This is a genomic window from Enterobacter sp. 61D5 (genome assembly GCF_034107965.1).
In the GTDB taxonomy this organism is placed as follows: domain Bacteria; phylum Pseudomonadota; class Gammaproteobacteria; order Enterobacterales; family Enterobacteriaceae; genus Enterobacter; species Enterobacter cloacae_M.
On sequence record NZ_JAWNFK010000003.1, the window covers coordinates 84,515 to 100,502 of the forward strand.

General features: G+C 55.5%; 13 protein-coding genes. 4 read left to right on the plus strand and 9 right to left on the minus strand.

Going from position 1 to position 15,988, the window contains the following annotated elements:
- Nucleotides 1–205 precede the first annotated feature (205 nt).
- Together UTM25_RS01990 and UTM25_RS01995 are read left to right on the plus strand one after the other, a co-directional pair.
- Entirely contained in the window at nucleotides 206–1,606 is a 1,401-nt protein-coding gene (locus UTM25_RS01990) for an MFS transporter (protein WP_194401682.1), read from the plus strand.
- 10 nt (nucleotides 1,607–1,616) lie between these two features.
- Complete coding sequence (locus UTM25_RS01995) at nucleotides 1,617–3,566, plus strand: glycoside hydrolase family 127 protein (protein ID WP_194401681.1); 1,950 nt, start codon at nucleotides 1,617–1,619, stop codon at nucleotides 3,564–3,566.
- Between the two features lie 49 nt (nucleotides 3,567–3,615).
- Here UTM25_RS01995 and UTM25_RS02000 read toward each other — a convergent pair whose 3' ends face one another.
- The 3 genes from UTM25_RS02000 to UTM25_RS02010 all read right to left on the minus strand — a co-directional run bounded on the left by UTM25_RS02000 (nucleotide 3,616) and on the right by UTM25_RS02010 (nucleotide 5,170).
- Nucleotides 3,616–4,020 (minus strand): type II toxin-antitoxin system HicB family antitoxin, encoded by a 405-nt coding sequence (locus UTM25_RS02000; protein ID WP_194401680.1) that lies wholly within the window; start codon nucleotides 4,018–4,020, stop codon nucleotides 3,616–3,618.
- Between the two features lie 14 nt (nucleotides 4,021–4,034).
- A complete protein-coding gene (locus UTM25_RS02005) occupies nucleotides 4,035–4,220 on the minus strand; it encodes a type II toxin-antitoxin system HicA family toxin (RefSeq protein WP_194401679.1) in 186 nt (61 codons plus the stop codon).
- A 209-nt stretch (nucleotides 4,221–4,429) separates the two neighbouring features.
- Nucleotides 4,430–5,170: a MipA/OmpV family protein gene (locus UTM25_RS02010; RefSeq protein WP_194401678.1), complete on the minus strand. Its 741-nt coding sequence runs from the start codon at nucleotides 5,168–5,170 to the stop codon at nucleotides 4,430–4,432.
- Between the two features lie 120 nt (nucleotides 5,171–5,290).
- Here UTM25_RS02010 and UTM25_RS02015 point away from each other — a divergent pair, with 120 nt between their 5' ends.
- Nucleotides 5,291–6,253, plus strand: coding sequence for a LysR family transcriptional regulator (locus UTM25_RS02015; RefSeq protein WP_194401677.1), 963 nt, complete (start codon nucleotides 5,291–5,293; stop codon nucleotides 6,251–6,253).
- On the opposite strand, the gene aldB is transcribed toward UTM25_RS02015, so the two are convergent.
- The 6 genes from aldB to UTM25_RS02045 form a co-directional block, all read right to left on the minus strand.
- Nucleotides 6,250–7,788 carry an aldehyde dehydrogenase AldB gene (gene aldB, locus UTM25_RS02020; RefSeq protein ID WP_194401676.1) on the minus strand — a complete coding sequence of 513 codons (1,539 nt, stop codon included), beginning with the start codon at nucleotides 7,786–7,788 and terminating at the stop codon, nucleotides 6,250–6,252. The two genes, UTM25_RS02015 and aldB, sit on opposite strands and share 4 nt — an antisense overlap.
- A gap of 86 nt (nucleotides 7,789–7,874) precedes the next feature.
- Nucleotides 7,875–9,722, minus strand: coding sequence for a selenocysteine-specific translation elongation factor (selB, locus tag UTM25_RS02025; protein WP_194401675.1), 1,848 nt, complete (start codon nucleotides 9,720–9,722; stop codon nucleotides 7,875–7,877).
- On the minus strand, nucleotides 9,719–11,104 hold the full coding sequence (gene selA / locus UTM25_RS02030; RefSeq protein ID WP_194401674.1) for an L-seryl-tRNA(Sec) selenium transferase: 1,386 nt from the start codon (nucleotides 11,102–11,104) through the stop codon (nucleotides 9,719–9,721). The genes selB and selA overlap by 4 nt, the downstream gene beginning before the upstream one ends.
- Nucleotides 11,105–11,207: 103 nt before the next feature.
- On the minus strand, nucleotides 11,208–11,816 hold the full coding sequence (locus UTM25_RS02035) for a glutathione S-transferase (RefSeq protein WP_194401673.1): 609 nt from the start codon (nucleotides 11,814–11,816) through the stop codon (nucleotides 11,208–11,210).
- A gap of 90 nt (nucleotides 11,817–11,906) precedes the next feature.
- Nucleotides 11,907–13,043, minus strand: a complete 1,137-nt coding sequence (locus UTM25_RS02040) for an HlyD family secretion protein (protein ID WP_194401672.1) — start codon at nucleotides 13,041–13,043, stop codon at nucleotides 11,907–11,909.
- Nucleotides 13,044–13,045: 2 nt separating this feature from the next.
- Nucleotides 13,046–13,402 carry a DUF3302 domain-containing protein gene (locus tag UTM25_RS02045; protein WP_024906600.1) on the minus strand — a complete coding sequence of 119 codons (357 nt, stop codon included), beginning with the start codon at nucleotides 13,400–13,402 and terminating at the stop codon, nucleotides 13,046–13,048.
- Nucleotides 13,403–14,035: 633 nt separating this feature from the next.
- Between UTM25_RS02045 and UTM25_RS02050 the strand changes: the two genes are divergently transcribed.
- A complete protein-coding gene (locus tag UTM25_RS02050; protein ID WP_194401671.1) occupies nucleotides 14,036–15,943 on the plus strand; it encodes a PTS mannitol transporter subunit IICBA in 1,908 nt (635 codons plus the stop codon).
- Nucleotides 15,944–15,988 lie beyond the last annotated feature (45 nt).

Below are 15,988 nucleotides of genomic sequence, written 5' to 3' on the forward strand. Positions count from 1 at the left end.
TTATTGCCGTTGGTATTCAACTTACGCTTTGATTATTAATCAATATTCGAATAACTGTCCGATTGGAATCACATTTTTATCATCAGGTCGGAATCGTCATCTTTTTATACTTTTCCCTTCCCTTGTTGGCCTTTCCGTTCGGTGCAGAATAAATGAGTACCTTGCACAAATACGATAATAAATTCGATTACTGAGGAGTTACTTCATGACTTCCACACCGATTACAGAATCAGACGTGACACAAGGGGCAACAGATAGCCACTTGTCCGTCCGCGAAAAAATTGGCTACGGCCTGGGTGATGCGGGCGGGACGGTGATTACCTGCCTGATCATGAATTTTCTGACCTTTTTCTATACCGATATTTTTGGTCTGACGCCTGCGCTCGTTGGCACGCTCTTTATTGCCTTGCGCGTATTTGACGCCATTTCCGATCCGGTTATGGGCATTATTGCCGACCGCACGCAAAGCCGCTGGGGGCGTTTTCGCCCGTGGCAGCTGTGGGTCGCCTTCCCGATCGGGATTATCGGCGTGCTGACTTTCACCGTTCCGGAAGCCAGCATGGGCGTGAAAATCGCGTGGGCGTTCGGCACCTACCTGCTGCTGTCCGTTGGCTATACGGCCATCAACGTTCCTTACTGCGCGCTGATCAACACCATGACCACCCGTCACAATGAAGTGATCTCCTGCCAGTCATGGCGCTTTGTACTCTGCGGGGTTGCGGGTTTCCTGGTCTCAGTGGGTCTGCCGTGGCTGGTCGCGGAGCTGGGCCAGGGCAATGCCGCAAAAGGTTACCAGCTTGGCGTTGGGGTGCTGTGCGCTGTCGCCGTGGTGATGTTCCTGTGCTGCTTCTTCTGGGTGCGCGAGCGCGTCCCGCTGGCGCTGATGGGCAAATTCACCCTGCGCGAGCATCTGGCCGGGTTGCGTAAAAACGATCAGCTGCTGCTGATGCTGGTGATGTCGTTCCTGCTGATCAATGTCTTCAACATTCGAGGCGGCGGGTATATGTACTTCATCACCTACGTGCTGCAGGGCAGTACCGCGTATACCTCGCTGTTTTTCACCATGGTGACCTTTGCCGCCATTCTGGGCGCGGTGATCGTCAGCCCGCTGTCGCGCCGTATTGATACCGTCAAACTCTACTATTACACCAACCTGGTGCTTGCAGCACTGGCTGTTGGAATGTGGTTCCTGCCAGGCGGCCCGGCGCACCAGACGCTCTGGCTGATCGTCATTTTAAGCAACGGCGTGATCCTGGGCTTCACCCTGCCGCTGCACTTCTCGTTGATGGCCTTTGCCGACGACTACGGCGAGTGGAAAACCGGCGTGCGCTCTTCGGGGATGAACTTCGCCTTCAACCTGTTTTTCATCAAGCTCGCGTGGGCGTCCAGCGCAGGGATCATTAGCCTGGTGTTTATTGCCGTGGCCTATCAGCCAGGCGCGGGCAATCAGACGCCTGCTTCGCTGCAGGGCATCACCGCCATGGAGACGCTGCTCCCTGCCCTTTTCCATCTGCTGCTGGCCGTCTCTATCCGCTGGTGCAGACTCAACAACCCTATGATGTCGCGCATTGCCACCGACCTGCGCCAGCGTCACGTACCCTCCTGAGGAGAACACGATGTCTATTATGGAAGCCGACCTGCATAAACTGAAAATTAACGACCCGTTTCTCGGGCAGTATCAACGGCTGGTACGTGAGGTGGTGATCCCCTACCAGTGGGATGCCCTAAACGATCGCGTGACGGAAGCCGAACCCAGCCACGCCATCGCCAACTTCCGCATTGCGGCGGGCCTGGAGCAAGGTGAATTCTACGGCATGGTATTCCAGGACAGCGACGTGGCGAAATGGCTCGAAGCCGTGGCGTGGTCGCTGTGCCAGAAACAGGATGCTGAACTGGAAAAAACCGCCGACGAGGTCATTGAACTGATTGCCGCAGCGCAGTGTGAAGATGGCTATCTCAACACGTACTTTACGGTGAAAGCCCCCGAGGAGCGCTGGACGAATATGGCCGAATGCCACGAGCTGTACTGCGCCGGACATATGATTGAAGCGGGCGTGGCGTATTTCCAGGGAACAGGGAAACGCCGTCTGCTGGATGTGGTCTGCAGGCTGGCGGACCATATCAACAGCGTGTTTGGCCCTGGTGAGAACCAGCTTCACGGCTATCCGGGCCATCCGGAAATCGAGCTGGCGCTGATGCGGTTGTACGACGTCACGCAGGAGCCCCGCTACCTCACGCTGGTGAAATATTTCGTTGAACAACGCGGCGTGCAGCCTCACTTCTACGATATCGAATACGAGAAGCGCGGCAGAACGTCCTACTGGAACACCTATGGTCCGGCCTGGATGGTCAAGGACAAAGCCTACAGCCAGGCGCATCAGCCGCTTTCTGAACAACAAACGGCCATCGGCCACGCGGTGCGTTTTGTCTACCTGATGGCGGGCATGGCGCATCTGGCGCGCCTGAGCCATGACGAGGGTAAACGGCAGGACTGTCTGCGGCTGTGGAAAAATATGGCGCAGCGCCAGCTGTACATTACCGGTGGAATCGGTTCGCAAAGCAGCGGCGAGGCGTTCAGCAGCGATTACGATCTGCCCAACGATACGGTGTATGCCGAAAGCTGTGCCTCCATCGGTCTGATGATGTTTGCCCGCAGGATGCTGGAGATGGAGGCTGACGGCCACTACGCCGACGTGATGGAGCGCGCGTTATACAACACGGTACTGGGCGGGATGGCGCTGGACGGTAAGCATTTCTTTTATGTGAATCCGCTGGAGGTGCACCCGAAAACGCTGGCGTTCAACCATATCTACGATCACGTGAAACCCGTCCGCCAGCGCTGGTTTGGCTGCGCCTGTTGTCCGCCGAATATCGCCCGCGTGCTGACCTCGCTGGGGCACTACATTTATACCGTCCGCCAGGATGCGCTTTTTATTAACCTTTACGTGGGCAACGATGTCGCCATACCGGTTGGCGACGAAACCCTGGCGCTGCGAATTAGCGGTAACTATCCGTGGCATGAACAGGTAAAAATCGACATTACCTCGCCTGTTCCCGTCACGCATACGCTCGCCCTACGGCTGCCGGACTGGTGTGCCGCGCCTGACGTTTTATTAAATGGTAAAGCGGTAACGGGCGAGATCTCACGTGGATACCTTTATCTGACCCGCAGCTGGCAGGAGGGTGACGTCATTACGCTAACGTTACCTATGCCGGTTCGCCGGGTGTATGGCAACCCACAGGTCCGCCAGCAGGCGGGGAAAGTCGCCCTGCAGCGCGGACCGCTGGTCTACTGCCTGGAAGAGGCTGATAACGGTGCCAATCTTCATCACCTTTCTCTGCCTGAAAACAGCGAGTTCAGGGTCTTTGAAGGGAAAGGGATTTTCGCGCACAAGATGCTGATACAGGCAGAGGGGATTGGGTGTCACATGAAGGACACGGATGCGCTGTGGCAATACGACCGCTCGCCGGTAAAACGTCAGCCCCGGACGCTGACCTTTATACCCTGGTTTAGCTGGGCCAACCGGGGAGAAGGGGAAATGCGGATATGGGTGGATGAAGGCTGAATATCTGCGGTCTGTTGCCCTCACCCTCTCCCACGGGAGAGGGAGAACGTTAAGGCAGCACGCGACGTGCTGCCTCAGCCAGAAATGCGCTTCGATTACCGAACTGAGGATGCTCGCTGACAAAGGAATCAATTTTTACCAGCAAACGTCGAGGCATCGTGATGTTGATACGCTCGGCCCTGCCGTCGAACTGTTTCATATTAATATCTACCAACAGCCATTGCCCGCCTGTGAAATCCTCAGGACGACTTTCCAGATGCGCTTCCACATTACCCGGAAGAGGCAGTGCATTATCCATTTCAAATAGCGCTTCGAAGTGTGCTGTGAGCGCATCACGCGCATCCTGAAAAGCGTCGTCCAGGGAATCACCTGCAAAAAAACAGCCTGGAACGTCAGGGAAAAAGCCGCTGGCGCTACCGTCGGAGTCAGAATGAATGTAAGCCGGATAAAACATAACTACTCCTGATATCAGTGTTTAATTCCCGCCTGTCGCCAGATGTGGGCGAGAGTGCCCGGTTTAATATCCTTCTTGGGATGTGGGACAGTAACCAGCCCTTTCTGTTCGGGATGGCGAAACTGATGATGGCTTCCTTTCGTTCTGACACATTTCCAGCCATGGCTGATCAGAACAGTAATGACATCCGCACTTTTCACATCCCAATCCTTCCATGATTATACACATAATACACACTATTGCTATCGGGTCGAATCACATTAGCGCATAAGGAACATCAGTGCAGCCGTGTTTTGGCGGAACAGGAAGAAGCATCGAGAAATGAAAAAGGAATACGTTGTATTGCAGATAAAAATGCAGGCACGATCGTAGGCCGGGTAAGGCGGAGCCGCCACCCGGCTTTACCGCATCAGAAACGCCAGGTCAGGCCGGTCATCAGCGCGAAGCTGTCGTCGCGGTCGATCATCGGGCTGTTCTTCACGTCGTCAGGCAATACGGTGTAGACCGCGCTGGCGTTCAGGTACAGCTTCTGGGTTAACTGATATTTGGCCGCCAGGCCAACGTATGGCGTCCAGCTGTCACCGGCGGTGTATTCATCCAGACCTGAGCGGCGAGACTCGCTGCCGGATACGCCGTAGTAGTAGTCGTTATAGCTTTCGTCGCTGTAGAACACCCCCACAGAAGGCGTCAGGGTCAGGCGTTCCATCCTGATCGGACGGAAGTAAGAGACCTCGCCTACCACGCCGCCGCTTTCATCCGTGGCATCACCAGAGACCGCCACTTTCAGCGAACCCCAGCTTTCGTGGCGGTAGTACGCGCCGCCGAGGAAGGCGGACGCTTTACGCTCATCCAGATGCTTCATCTGATGGTCGTCGTTGTCATCAGGATCGAAATGCAGCGGCATCCACGATGCGGTCAGGCTGAGTTCATTTTTTGCGTCTTTCCACAGGATCCATCCGCCCGTGGTCTGGCGAACATAAAAGTTGTCGCCTTCGTAACTAATTAATGGTACTGCGGTAGTATTTTCGTTATAGCCTTTGTAAGGAGACTCATTAAATACGGCCCCCGCTCCTAGTGAAAAGTCACTGGCCATTGCTGAGGATGTTGCAAATAATGTGGTAGCGATGAGTAATTTGTATTTAAAAGTCATTACATGTAATCCATTAAAATGCCGAACAAGCGAGGAGCATAATAATGGTTACAAATTTGCCAATGCAACGCTGCGCTTTATATAATATTATATATAAAATCATATAGATGGGTGTGCAGAATGAGTAATTTACAGCTAAAGCCACGCGAATTAAAAATCATATCCGTCATCGCCGCAACTCGCAGCATTGGCGATGCCGCCGCCCTGCTGGGCATGGCGCAGGCCAACGTCAGCAAATATCTGTCTGATTTTGAAACACGGGTTGGACTCAAGGTTTTTGAACGCACCACGCGCCAGCTGGCGCTTACTCAGTTCGGTGAAGCGTTACTTCCCTACGTTAACGCCACGCTGGATAAAAACACTCAACTTGTTAATTTCATTGCTGATTATAAGCATGAGAAACGTGGGAAAGTCACGATTTACGCCCCTACGGGTATTGTGACCTATCTGTCGCGGCATGTGATCCACAAAATCGAGGATATCGGTGACATCCGCATATCCCTGAAAACGTACAATCTGGATCGCAATGAATTTGCCGAAGGTGTTTCATTTCCAGATGACTGCGATATTTTAATTACCTATGCGCAACCGAAAGACGAAAGTCTGGTCGCCAGCGTGTTGACAAAATATTCCGTTACGGCATTCGCAACCCTTGAGTATTTAAATAAACATCCCATAACGGGGCCTGAAGATTTAATTAATCATTCCTGTATTCTCATTGACTCCATGCTGGTCGATGATGCAAATATCTGGCGTTTCCGCGTGCACGGCAGCGATAACGTGCATGACTACCGGGTGACCGGTAATTATATTTGCGACAATACGCAGACGGCCCTGGAGCTGGCAAGAAATAATCTTGGGATTGTTTTTGCGCCAAAAGAGAGTCTGAAAAAAGAATTAACGCAAGGGATGCTGGTTCCCTGCTTTCCGCACCAGGAGGAATGGTGGCTCGATCTGACGGCCATCTTCCACAAACGCGAATACCAGCCCTGGCGTGTGCAATACGTTCTGGATGGCGTTTTGAACTGCCTGCGCCAGCAAATTGCTCAGGCCGCCCATGGACGGCCTGAGCAGGGCGATTAGAACAGCCCCAGCGGTTTATCAGAGTAGCTGACCAGCAAACATTTCGTCTGCTGGTAATGCTCCAGCATCATCTTATGGGTTTCACGCCCGATGCCCGATTGCTTATAACCGCCAAATGCCGCGTGCGCAGGATAGGCATGGTAGCAGTTGGTCCATACACGCCCGGCCTGAATGCCTCTGCCCATTTTATAGGCCAGATTACCGTTGCGGCTCCAGACGCCTGCCCCCAGGCCATACGGCGTGTCGTTGGCAATCTCCAGCGCCTCTTCCATCGTTTTGAAGGTGGTCACGGCCAGCACAGGTCCGAAAATTTCCTCCTGGAAGACGCGCATGTTGTTCTGACCGAACAGGATCGTCGGCTCAAGGTAATACCCTTTCTGCAGATCCCCGCCGAGCACTTTACGGCGACCACCGGTCAGAATATCCGCCCCTTCTTTCCTGCCGATATCAATGTAGTTGAGGATAGTTTCCAGCTGTCCGTGCGAGACCTGCGCCCCCATCTGGGTGACGTTATCGAGCGGGTTACCGCTGCGGATTGACTCGACGCGGCGAATGGCCCGCTCCATAAAGCGCTCATAGATGGACTCCTGCACCAGCGCGCGGCTTGGGCAGGTACAGACTTCGCCCTGGTTAAACGCAAACAGCGCAAATCCTTCCAGGGCTTTATCGAAGAAGGCATCTTCTTCCTCCATTACGTCCGCGAAAAAGATGTTCGGGGATTTCCCGCCCAGCTCCAGGGTCACCGGAATAATGTTCTGCGTGGCGTACTGCATGATTTGCTGACCCACTTCCGTCGAGCCTGTAAACGCCACTTTAGCGATGCGTTTTGAGGTGGCCAGATATTCTCCGATCTCACCGCCCGCACCGTTAACCACGTTAATCACGCCCGGCGGCAGAAGATCGCCCACGATTTCCATCAGCAGAAGAACCGAGAGCGGGGTCAGACGCGCCGGTTTAAGCACAATGCAGTTCCCGGCCGCCAGCGCGGGCGCCATTTTCCAGCTCGCCATCAGCAGCGGGAAGTTCCACGGAATAATTTGCCCGACGACGCCCAGCGGTTCGTGGAAGTGATATGCCACGGTGTCGCTGTCTACCTCGCTTATTCCGCCCTCCTGAGCGCGAATACAGGAAGCAAAATAGCGGAAGTGGTCGATAGCCAGCGGCACGTCTGCCGCCATCGTTTCCCGGATCGGCTTGCCGTTATCCCAGGTTTCCGCCGTCGCCAGCAGCTCCAGATTCTGCTCCATCCGGTCGGCAATTTTGAACAAAATGGCCGCACGGTCCTGAACGGAGGTATGGCCCCATTTATCTTTCGCTTTGTGCGCCGCATCCAGCGCCAGATCGATATCGCGCTTGCCGGAGCTGGCTATCTCGCACAGCGGCTGGCCGGTAACGGGAGTCAGGTTGGAATAGTATTCGCCGTCGACGGGAGCCACCCAGTCGCCGCCAATAAAGTTGTCATAACGAGGTTTCAGCCTGAGGGGAAAACCATACTCGCCGGGCTGGATACGCGATGAGAGAGGATTGTTTGTCATGACCGTCTCCTTGCTGTTGGTGTACAACAAGGGTAGTTACGGCTGGCGATTTTCTCGCCAACCGGTAACGGCGTTTACGACGGGGGTCACGGAGTTTCAGGAAATAATAACGAATCGCGTAATAAATGATCGTTACCACGACGGCGGGTAAAGCCAATGCGGTTGAAATACTCCAGGATCTGAATCGCCAGCTTGCGGCCCACGTTCAGCCGGTCACGAAAATCGGCCGCGCAGGTAGAGCCCCGCTCCTGATCCAGCTCGCGGATCAGGTTGGCAAACGCCACAATGCGATCGTTACGGTAATAACGATCTTTCACGATCGCGACTATCAGTCCCTGCTGCGCCGCATGGCGCAATACCTGACGCATCACCTGCTCGTCGGTATTCGTTTCGCGGGCCAGATCGCGAACCCACCACGGTTCATCGCCAAACAGCGAGGCCACTTTTTGCCATACTGCCTCTTGATCTGCGGTGAACCCGGCCTTGTGATCCGGCAGATGCAGCCAGCCGTGGTGGCTTTTTATCGCCCCGCTTTCGCGCATGTTTTCAATCAGCAGCAGCACCAGCGCATCGTCTTCCATCGGCAGCGCCATGCGTCGCAGCCGCTCGCGGCCCGGGCCAGGCTCATCCTGATGCTGCTCATGGTACGTCGCCAGCGTGTTCAGTATCTTACGCTGCCAGCGTGCAGCAACCGGGGCATTAAGCAGGCTGTTGCCGGCCTGAATAAAGTCCGGTTCTTGTGTCAGCTGCCGTAAGCCTTCCCCGCTCAGCTGGCGTGCCCATGCAAAATCACTCAGACTCACCGCACCGCGTTCAAGATGCACCCGCAGCGCGGCGTTATCATTGCTGGCCTGCGCCAGCGCTGCCAGCCACTGCAGATATTCAGGCTTACGCTTGCCGCGTCGCGGTGGATTCAGCGCGACGACCCGTGCTCCGGCCAGCGTTTCCCGCGCGGAAATATCACGCAGTACCAGACGATCGTTGTCTGCCAGCCAGAGCGGGGAATCGAATACCAGTTCGGCAAGGTCGTTTTCCAGCAGCGACACGCGGCCGGTGATATGGCTGGCCGCGTGGTGAATATGCAGCGGCTGCCATTGGGTCAGGGGCACGTTTGCCTGCAGGGAGACGATGACGCGTTCAGACGGTTCAGGCGGAGCATCGGCCAGCAGCCAGTCCCCGCGGTTAAGCTGCTCTTTTTCCGCATCACCGGCTATGTTCAGCGCGATCCGCTGCCCGGCATGAGCGCGCTCTGCGGGCTGGTTTTGCGCATGCAGGCCGCGCACGCGCATCGGTTTGTTAACGCCCGTCAGCCACAGGCTATCCCCCACTTTTACTTCACCGCTCAGCGCCGTACCGGTCACCACCAGACCCGCCCCTTTGACGGTAAACGCCCGGTCAATGGCCAGACGGAAGCGGTGATGGCTGGCGTGGTCACGCGACGAAAGCTGCCGTAAGTGGTGGCGAAGTTCATCGATACCGCGCCCTTCTGTCGCCACGGTGACAAAAAGCGGTGCATCGGCAAAACCATACTCCCGCAGGGTCGCCTGTACCGTTTCGCGCACCTCGCTGACGCGTGCGTCATCCACGCGATCGGCTTTGGTCAGCGCCACGGTCAGCTGCGGGTTGCCGGTCAGCTGCAGGATCGCCAGGTGCTCACGGGTTTGCGCCATGACGCCATCATCGCAGGCCACCACCAGCAGGGCATAATCGATACCCCCCACGCCCGCCAGCATGTTGGACAGAAACTTTTCATGCCCCGGAACATCTATAAAACCCAGTACGCGGCCATCAGGCTGGGGCCAGTAGGCATAACCCAGATCGATGGTCATGCCGCGCTTTTTCTCTTCCGGCAGACGGTCGGCGTTTATGCCGGTGATCGCCTGCAGCAACGTGGTTTTTCCGTGGTCGACATGACCGGCGGTGGCAATAATCATTTCAACAACATCTCCAGAAATCGCTCTTCATCTTCAAGGCAGCGCAGATCCAGCCACATTCGGCCATCGTAAATTCGCCCGATAACCGGCGCAGGCAGGCCACGCCAGCGCGACGACAGGGCTTCAAGATGGCTGCCGCGCCCGTCACGCGGGGTGAACGTGAGCGCTTCACTCGGCAACCTGTCCACCGGCAGCGAACCGCTGCCAATCTGGGACTGGCAGGGTTCAATGCGAACGTCAAAATCGGGGTAGTGCGGGGCAATGCGCGGCAGCAGTAACTCGGCCTGGGCGCGAATCGAGGCGGCATCACGGGTTAACAGACGCAGCGTGGGCAGGCGGTCGGCCAGTTTCTCCGGGTGGAGATAGAGCCGCAGCGTCGCCTCCAGCGCGGCAAGCGTCATTTTATCAGCTCGCAGGGCGCGCTTGAGCGGATGCTGCTGCAGCTTCGCAATCAGCTCGCGCTTGCCGACGATAATCCCGGCCTGAGGCCCGCCCAGCAGCTTGTCGCCGGAAAAGCTGACCAGGCTGACGCCCGCAGCAATCATCTCTTGCGGCATCGGCTCTTTCGGCAGACCGTACTGACTGAGATCGACCAGCGAGCCGCTGCCGAGATCGGCAATCACCGGGATATTAAGTTCCTGCCCAATCGCCGCCAGCCCGGCCTCGTCAACCGTTTTGGTGAACCCTTCAATATGGTAATTACTGGTGTGAACCTTCATCAGCAGGGCAGTATTTTCATTCGCCGCCGCGCGATAATCTTTCGCATGAGTACGGTTAGTGGTGCCCACCTCATGCAGCGTACAGCCCGCCTGGCGCATCACGTCCGGAATGCGAAACGCCCCGCCAATCTCCACCAGCTCGCCGCGGGAAACCACCACCTCTTTGCCGCTGGCGGTCGCCGCCAGCATCAGCAGTACCGCTGCGGCGTTGTTATTCACTATGCAGGCATCTTCCGCGCCGGTCAGCTGGCACAGCAGGTCCGCCAGCGCCCGGTCACGATGCCCGCGTCCGGCGCCGCCCAGATCGTACTCCAGCGTCACGGGCGTTCGCATGGCCTGCACGACCGCAGCTACGGCCTCTTCCGCCTGCTGCGCGCGCCCCAGGTTAGTGTGCAGCACGGTACCCGTCAGGTTAATCACAGGCTGTAGCGCGCTTTGCGCTTTCTCATCCAGCCGGTGCTCCACTTCTTGCTCCCACGCATTACACCAGTCGGGCAAGGCATTTTCGGCCTGAATAGCGCATCGGGCTTCATTCTGAAGCAGGCGTAACATCTCCACCGTCGCGGTATGGCCGAAACGCTCAACAACAGCATGAATGCGGGGATCGCGAAGAAGACGGTCGGTAGCGGGGATCTGGCAGTACAGCGATTGATGAGTAGTCATGAAAGCGCCTGGCGAGTGAATATCTTCCCCCCTCCCGACGGGAGAGGGAGTTAACATGTGGGGGGATTGTACCGCCTCCGACGTCGAAGTGTTATAACCCGCATCAAGCCTTTGGTGGTTCGGTGCGGGCAAAGCTCTCGCGGCTAAAGAGCGTTTCTGCGAGCTTCACAAGCAGCGGACGGTCAACGCACCAGCCAGGGGAAACCCGGCGGAAGTTGAGATAGCCGATAGCGCAGGCGATGGCGATGGTCGCCAGGTTCAGGCTGTCGGTTTGAATCTTTCCCTCCTGGATGAGCTGTTCGCATCTGTCCAGGCTGCGGCTGATTTTTTCACGCTGGCGTAACAGCTCCGTTTCCGACTGCTGGGCGGCAGGCCTTGCCTGCTCACGTACAGAGGTTAATGCCGCGTCCATAATGCCATCGGCCAGCGCTTCGACCTGCTTAACCGCCAGCGCCGCTTTTGGATCGGCTGGCAGCATAGCCGGTGCAACGCCCAGCAGCTCGATATACTCCGCAATAATCGGGGAATCGAACCAGTATTCTCCCTCGTCTGTGACCAGCGCCGGGACTTTCCCCAGCGGGTTATACTGCGCGACGCCGTTTTCCGCGTTGTAGGGCTGTTCATTAATGAATTCAAATTCAATCCCCTTCTCCAGCAGGAGAACCGAGATTTTTCGCACGAAGGGACTGGTATAGCTGCCGATGAGTTTCATTGCCTGATCCTTGATGCCGGAAAAAAGTCAGTATGGATCAAGCGATGAAAAAAGGGCAGGTTTGCATGCCGCATTCCTGCCCTGGAGGGATTAGTGATCGAGATAGAGGTAGTGCATCCAGCTGGTCATACGTAACAGTACCTTTCGCATGACCGAGACGTGGGCGAAATGGTCCGAATAAACTGCAACCTGGGCATAGATACCGTCCGGCAGAGCATCGACTTCGGCGTTGGGCTCCAGCTCGATAAGCGCCTGAACGCCGTCCATACCCGGCACCACCGTCAGCGACTGCAGCGCGCCCTGCGCCTGATAGGTTCCCCCAGGCACCACCGGCAGAATACTGGTGAGCTTCCCGGAGAACACCTGACCCGGCAGCGCGTTAAACACCACTTCCGCTTCATCGCCCGGTTTCAAACGCAGCAGCGAGTTCTGGCGGAACTGGGCCACAATCAGACGCTTCTGTTCAGGGATAAAGACCATCACCGGACGCAGAGGCAGCGCGGCGGCATAGGTCCCCGGACGAATCAGTACCTGGGTGATATAACCATCGCTCGGCGCACGCACCACGGTCTGCTCCAGATTGTATTTGGCTTCGGCAAGCTGGGCACGTAAGGAGGCAATCTGCGATTGCTCGCCGTTCACCATGCTGTCTAACTGGCTTTGAATCTGCGTCTGCTCAGCCACGGAGCCTTTCACCAGCGCATCCTGCGCCAGATAGTTCTGCCGCGCGTTGTCGATATCGCTTTCAGAGAACGGGTTCACCTTTGCCTGGCTGCCTTTCAGGTAGCGCTGATAATCTTTATACAGGCGGTCACGCTCTGCCGAGACGCGCGTGGTATTAGCGACGGCCTCCACCAGCTGCGCTTTGAGATTGTCGATGTTGTGCGTCGCGGTCACCAGGTCGGCCTGGAGTCTGTCGACGCGCGCCTGGTAGCGGCCCGGATCAAGTTTAAATAACACTTCGCCTTTTTTAATAAGCTGGTTATTTTTATCGGTCACTTCACTGACCACCCCGGTAACCTGCGGCGTAACAGGAATAGAAATAACCGCTTTTTGCGCCGTAAAGGTGTACGGGTGGTTATAGTTCATTAACAGAATAAGACCGGCAACAATAAACACCCCGCCTAACGTTGCGGTGGCAAGCGTCCACTGGTTTACCGGAATACGGAATATTTTAAAAATCACCCAGGCAAATGCCACATAGGTCAAAATAATTAACAGATCCATGATTAGCGCTCCAGCGTGTTCTTATCAGCAGCAGGCTTTACCGCGGCCAGCTTTTGTTCAAGTTCCGCCACGCGTTTGGCGAGCGCATCCATGCCCGGGACTTCATCAGGCTTTGTAATGTGGTTTTGCATACCCCAGCCGCGATCTTCACGGTACAGCGTGGCCCAAATCCACAGGAACGGCCAGATGGCATGGAGCGTAAACAGGCTAATCCAGCCTGCCGTATGAATCGCATCGGCATGGGGATGGTTACGCTTTTTGGCCATATTATAAGGAATGTCATGAATGGCGATGATTCCGTAAAACAGAACCAGAAATACAAAAATTAATACGCCCAGCGCAAAATAGTTGAGAAACATATTCTCCTCACTTAAACAACGTCAACTCATTAAATTAATAAAACAGTACACAGCCTAATTAATTTATTTTAAATACAAAAAGTATACTGATTATTTCAGAGCCGGGGAGTATCGGTTTTTATAATATCTCCATGCAAGTTTATAAGCGTGTCAAAATATATCCTGAATAATAATATACTTAACCTTACAATATGAGCGTAATCCACGTTTTAACTTTTCGCCATACCACACATCAAAAGTGTTTTTTTAGCTTAACGTGTCGTGCCAGGTCATCCTGACGCCGATCGCAGCCGGGGAAATCTGCATAAAAATATTTTGTGAAATCAGTCACAATCCAGAAACAAACCTTCAAAACCAAAGCGTGACACTCATCACATAAAAGGGTGTTTTTTGCCGCTTTTCTCGCCATCGTATTTTTTTTGGCCATACATTTTGTGATTCAGATCACCTCATTAATGTCCACACCCCCTACATTTACGTGATACGCGTCACATAAATTTTCGTTGTCTGGACAGTTGAACGATTCAGTGCCAGATTTCACAGCATCAGAACAGGGCCCGGCTACCTCTGCCGCCTCATTAACAATAAACCTCGGGCCGCAAGCCTAAGCGTAAACAGAAGAAGGGGTGTTTTATGTCATCCGATTTCAAGATCAAAGTTCAAAGCTTTGGTCGTTTCCTCAGCAACATGGTGATGCCAAATATCGGCGCGTTTATCGCGTGGGGTATCATCACTGCATTGTTCATTCCGACAGGGTGGTTGCCTAACGAAACGCTGGCGAAACTTGTTGGCCCAATGATTACCTATCTCCTGCCGCTGCTCATCGGTTTCACCGGTGGTCGTCTGGTGGGCGGTGACCGTGGTGGCGTAGTGGGCGCTATCACGACCATGGGCGTTATCGTCGGTGCGGATATGCCGATGTTCCTCGGTGCAATGATTGCCGGTCCTCTGGGCGGCTGGGCGATTAAGAAATTCGACGTCTGGGTTGATGGTAAGATCAAATCCGGCTTCGAAATGCTGGTGAACAACTTCTCTGCGGGCATCATCGGGATGATCCTCGCGATTCTGGCGTTCCTCGGCATTGGCCCTGCGGTTGAAGTGCTGTCCAAAATTCTGGCGGCCGGCGTTAACTTCATGGTGGCGCACGACATGCTGCCGCTGGCGTCTATCTTCGTTGAACCGGCTAAAATCCTGTTCCTGAACAACGCCATCAACCACGGTATCTTCTCGCCGCTGGGTATTCAGCAGTCTCACGATCTCGGCAAGTCCATCTTCTTCCTGATTGAAGCGAACCCGGGTCCGGGTATGGGCGTACTGCTGGCGTACATGTTCTTTGGTCGCGGCAGCGCTAAGCAGTCCGCTGGCGGTGCGGCAATCATTCACTTCCTGGGCGGTATACACGAAATTTACTTCCCGTACGTGCTGATGAACCCACGTCTGATCCTGGCCGTTATCCTTGGCGGTATGACCGGCGTGTTCACCCTGAGCGTGCTGGGCGGCGGTCTGGTGTCTCCGGCCTCTCCGGGTTCTATCCTGGCGGTACTTGCGATGACGCCAAAAGGGGCGTACTTCGCGAACATCGCGGCCATCTGTGCGGCCATGGCCGTCTCCTTCGTGGTCTCTTCTATTCTGCTGAAAACCAGCAAAGTGAAAGAAGACGACGATATTGAAGCGGCAACCCGTCGTATGCACGACATGAAAGCCGAATCCAAAGGCGCAACCCCACTGACCGCGGGCGATGTCTCTAACGACCTGAGCCACGTGCGTAAAATCATCGTTGCCTGTGATGCCGGTATGGGTTCCAGCGCGATGGGTGCAGGCGTGCTGCGTAAGAAAGTGCAGGATGCGGGCCTGACCAACATCTCCGTCACCAACAGCGCCATTAACAGCCTGCCGCCGGACGTTGACCTGGTCATCACGCACCGCGACCTGACCGAACGCGCCATGCGCCAGGTACCGCAGGCACAGCACATTTCGCTGACCAACTTCCTCGACAGCGGCCTGTACTCCAGCCTGACCGAACGTCTGGTTGCGGCGCAGCGTCACGAAGACAACGAAGTGAAAGTGCGCTCCAGCCTGCAGGACAGCTTTGACGAGAGCAACGCCCACCTGTTCAAACTGGGTGCGGAAAACATCTTCCTCGGTCGTACTGCGGCCACCAAAGAAGAAGCGATTCGCTTTGCCGGTGAGCAGCTGGTGAAAGGCGGCTACGTTCAGCCTGAATATGTTGACGCGATGCTGGAACGCGAAAAGCTGACGCCAACCTACCTGGGCGAATCCATCGCGGTGCCGCACGGCACGGTTGAAGCGAAAGATCGCGTCCTGAAAACCGGCGTCGTATTCTGTCAGTATCCGCAGGGCGTGCGCTTCGGTGAAGAAGAAGATGACATCGCCCGTCTGGTGATTGGTATCGCCGCTCGCAACAACGAGCATATTCAGGTGATTACCAGCCTGACCAACGCGCTGGATGATGAGTCCGTCATTGAGCGTCTGGCCAATACCACCAGCGTGGAAGAAGTGCTGGCTCTGCTGAACAAATAAGTTCTCTTCCCTCTCCCCTCAGGGGAGAGGGCTAGGGTGAGGGGA